This is a genomic window from Arthrobacter sp. Hiyo1, assembly GCF_001263615.2.
In the GTDB taxonomy this organism is placed as follows: Bacteria; Actinomycetota; Actinomycetes; order Actinomycetales; family Micrococcaceae; genus Arthrobacter.
Map to the genome: position 1 here is coordinate 818,087 of NZ_DF952469.1, position 2,571 is coordinate 820,657.

Here is a 2,571-nt window from a genome sequence, read left to right on the forward strand (position 1 = left end):
CCGTAATCCCCGGCTTCGTGGAGGACCGAAATGCGCTTGGCGCCGGCGTCGCGGGCAAGCTTCGCCAGGACGCTGCCCTGTGCGGCATCAGCGGCAGACGTGCGGAAGTAGAAGCCGCCATTCTTGTAGCTGCTCAGCCCCGACGCCGTGTTCGCCGGCGAGATGAGCGGAATCCGGGCGGGAGAGAGCACATCGATCGCGGCGGGCGCATGGCTCGAATCGCTCGGCCCCACGACGACGTCTGCGTGGGCGGACAACAACGCCTTGGCTTGTGCCGCAGTGTCGGCAGAGAAGGCCGCCGCGCCGGCCCCTTGGCTAGCGCCACCGCCTTCACCGGCCGCCGACGCCGGTAGCAAGTCGACGGGACGGCCCTTGTATCCGCCGGCGTCGTTGATTTGTTTGACAGCCAACTTGGCGGCAGCCAGTTCGGACTCGTTGAGGAATGCGGAACCACCGGTATTGTCCAGGATCACGCCGATGCGCAGGACGCCGTCGCCGCTTGGGGTAACGGAGCTCAGTCTGGCGTTGCCGACGGGGGCGGAACATCCGGCCACTCCAAGGGCCAAGGCTGCCGAAGCTGCAAGAAGAGAAACTACCCGGGACCGGCGCGCTCCGAGGGGCCAGGACAGCCCTGTTGCCGCAACACCCACTAGATAAGCCGCACGCTTTCTGCCTGCGGGCCCTTCTGGCCCTCGCCCAGTTCGAAGTCGACGCGTTGTCCTTCTTCGAGCGCACGGAAGCCATCCATCTGGATGGCGGACCAATGCACAAAGATGTCGTCACCGGACTCATCCACGGTGATGAATCCGTAGCCCTTTTCGGCATTGAACCATTTGACGGTTCCCAAAGCCATGATCCCCACACTTTCAACTAGCAGTGGCCGGCTTCCGGGATCTCCGGGCCAGCTCACAACTACTGTAACCACAGTCACGTTGCCGTAGCGCAACCTTGGGTGCGGGTGGCCGCAATGTTATTGAGGCGTAACCGAGTTGCTATTTGTAACCGGGGCCCAGAACCACAACCACGGGCTGCTGGAACTCCGCGCTGTCCACGAGGTTGGAAATGCCCAGCAATTTGCCGAGGGCTTCGGCATTGCCCTTCTGCGCCGCGCCTTTGTAGAAGACCGACGACGTCTGCTGGGGCATGCCGCCCCAATTTGCGACAGTGGACAACGGCCATCCTCCGCCTTGCACCATGCCGGCCACACGCGCAGCCAGGCCACCGGTGGTGGTGCCGTTGTAGACCGCTACTGCCGCCGTCTTGTCCAATGGCGCCGTCGTGGGGGTCGGCGTCGGCGTGCTGGACGGAGTGTCGCCCGGGCTCGGCTGGGTAGACGGCTGGCTGGATGCCTGCGCAGAGCTGTTCGCCGAAGGTGGCGCCGCGGCGCTTTGCTTGGAAGTGTCAGCGGTGACGACGGCTTGCGGCGTCGTCGACGAGGTGAAGCCAAGCTTCGGAAGGATCAGGAAGGCAACGAGTCCTACAGCAAGTGCGATGCCGCCCAGCAGCAGCACCGGCCACAGGGCCGGCCGGGAAGCAGACGCGACGAGCCTGTGGACACCTTGCCGCGATGAGCTCTGCGGGACACGGTCGAATTCATCCCGGGCAAATTTGGTCATGGTGAAGCCTTGTCCTTGCTGCTTGCTGGCTGGGGGATCAGCGGGTGCTCTATGCGTCGGAACCGAGACGGCGCGCTGTGCGGGCCCTCTGACGTGACATACGTAGTCTACGCAATCTCTTGACCAGCATAGGATCGTGCGCCAATGCTTCCTCGGTGTCTATGAGGGCATTGAGGAGCTGGTAGTAGTGGGTCGCGGAGAGATCGAAGAGTTCCCGGACGGCCTGTTCCTTGGCCCCGGCGTACTTCCACCATTGCCGCTCCAGGGCGAGCATCTGCTGTTCACGCTCGCCGAGCGGCGAATCGCTGCGGAGTCCGGCGGACAGGTCTTCGAGCACCAATCCAGTTGCTTCGGACGCCATGGGTTCCCGAGCGGGTTCTGCCACGACACACTCCTTCGACGCATTGACTGAAAAATGTCCCCCGCCCATGGTAACGGGCGAATAACACTGATGTCATTTGCCCCGCCGCCTTGAGGGCCGGCGCTTTCCCCCGGACCGCCAGGACAGGACAATGGCTGGGTGGCAGGCGAAGAAGCGTTATTTGAGCTTGAATCCGAAGATCACTCCGCCGGGTTCGAGGCACTACCCGGAATGGCCTTGGAAGATCTCATGGCGCCGGACTGGGCGGGCGCGCTCTCCGGCATCGAGGACGAGTTGCGCTCGGTGCTCGCCTTCGTGGCGGCCGAGGCCGGCCGCGGAACGCACGTGCTGCCTGCGGCGTCCAACATACTTCGTGCCTTCCGGCAGCCGCTGGCCGACGTGAAGGTGCTGATCCTGGGCCAGGACCCCTACCCGACGCCGGGACACGCCGTCGGGCTCTCTTTCGCGGTTTCCGGACAAACACGGCCCATCCCCGCAGCCTCTCGAACATCTACCGGGAGATGGAAACCGATCTCGGGCTCCCGCCGCGGGTCCACGGCGATCTTTCGGCCTGGACGGGCCAAGGAGTTCTCC

The 2,571-nt window shown here is 64.3% G+C and carries 4 protein-coding genes and 1 pseudogene; 1 reads left to right on the forward strand and 4 read right to left on the reverse strand.

Annotated features, from left to right (window positions below; translation table 11 throughout):
* The 4 genes from AHiyo1_RS08040 to AHiyo1_RS08055 all read right to left on the reverse strand — a co-directional run.
* The coding region (locus tag AHiyo1_RS08040; protein WP_253257210.1) for an ABC transporter substrate-binding protein at positions 1-554 on the reverse strand (554 nt) is incomplete at its 3' end.
* 95 nt (positions 555-649) lie between these two features.
* Positions 650-853 carry a cold-shock protein gene (locus AHiyo1_RS08045; RefSeq protein WP_059388209.1) on the reverse strand — a complete coding sequence of 68 codons (204 nt, stop codon included), beginning with the start codon at positions 851-853 and terminating at the stop codon, positions 650-652.
* A 139-nt stretch (positions 854-992) separates the two neighbouring features.
* The gene (locus AHiyo1_RS08050; protein WP_059388210.1) at positions 993-1,616 is read right to left on the reverse strand and encodes a LytR C-terminal domain-containing protein; all 624 of its coding nucleotides are present in this window, start codon (positions 1,614-1,616) and stop codon (positions 993-995) included.
* A gap of 49 nt (positions 1,617-1,665) precedes the next feature.
* The gene (locus AHiyo1_RS08055; protein ID WP_059388211.1) at positions 1,666-2,001 is read right to left on the reverse strand and encodes a DUF3263 domain-containing protein; all 336 of its coding nucleotides are present in this window, start codon (positions 1,999-2,001) and stop codon (positions 1,666-1,668) included.
* A gap of 135 nt (positions 2,002-2,136) precedes the next feature.
* Here AHiyo1_RS08055 and AHiyo1_RS08060 point away from each other — a divergent pair.
* Positions 2,137-2,571: pseudogene (locus tag AHiyo1_RS08060) on the forward strand (uracil-DNA glycosylase); the annotation flags it as partial.

Bases quoted from the DNA above. Each gene is read 5' to 3' on its own strand.
- AHiyo1_RS08045 (WP_059388209.1), bottom strand. From the start codon at position 853: ATGGCTTTGGGAACCGTCAAATGGTTCAATGCCGAAAAGGGCTACGGA.
- AHiyo1_RS08050 (WP_059388210.1), bottom strand. From the start codon at position 1,616: ATGACCAAATTTGCCCGGGATGAATTCGACCGTGTCCCGCAGAGCTCA.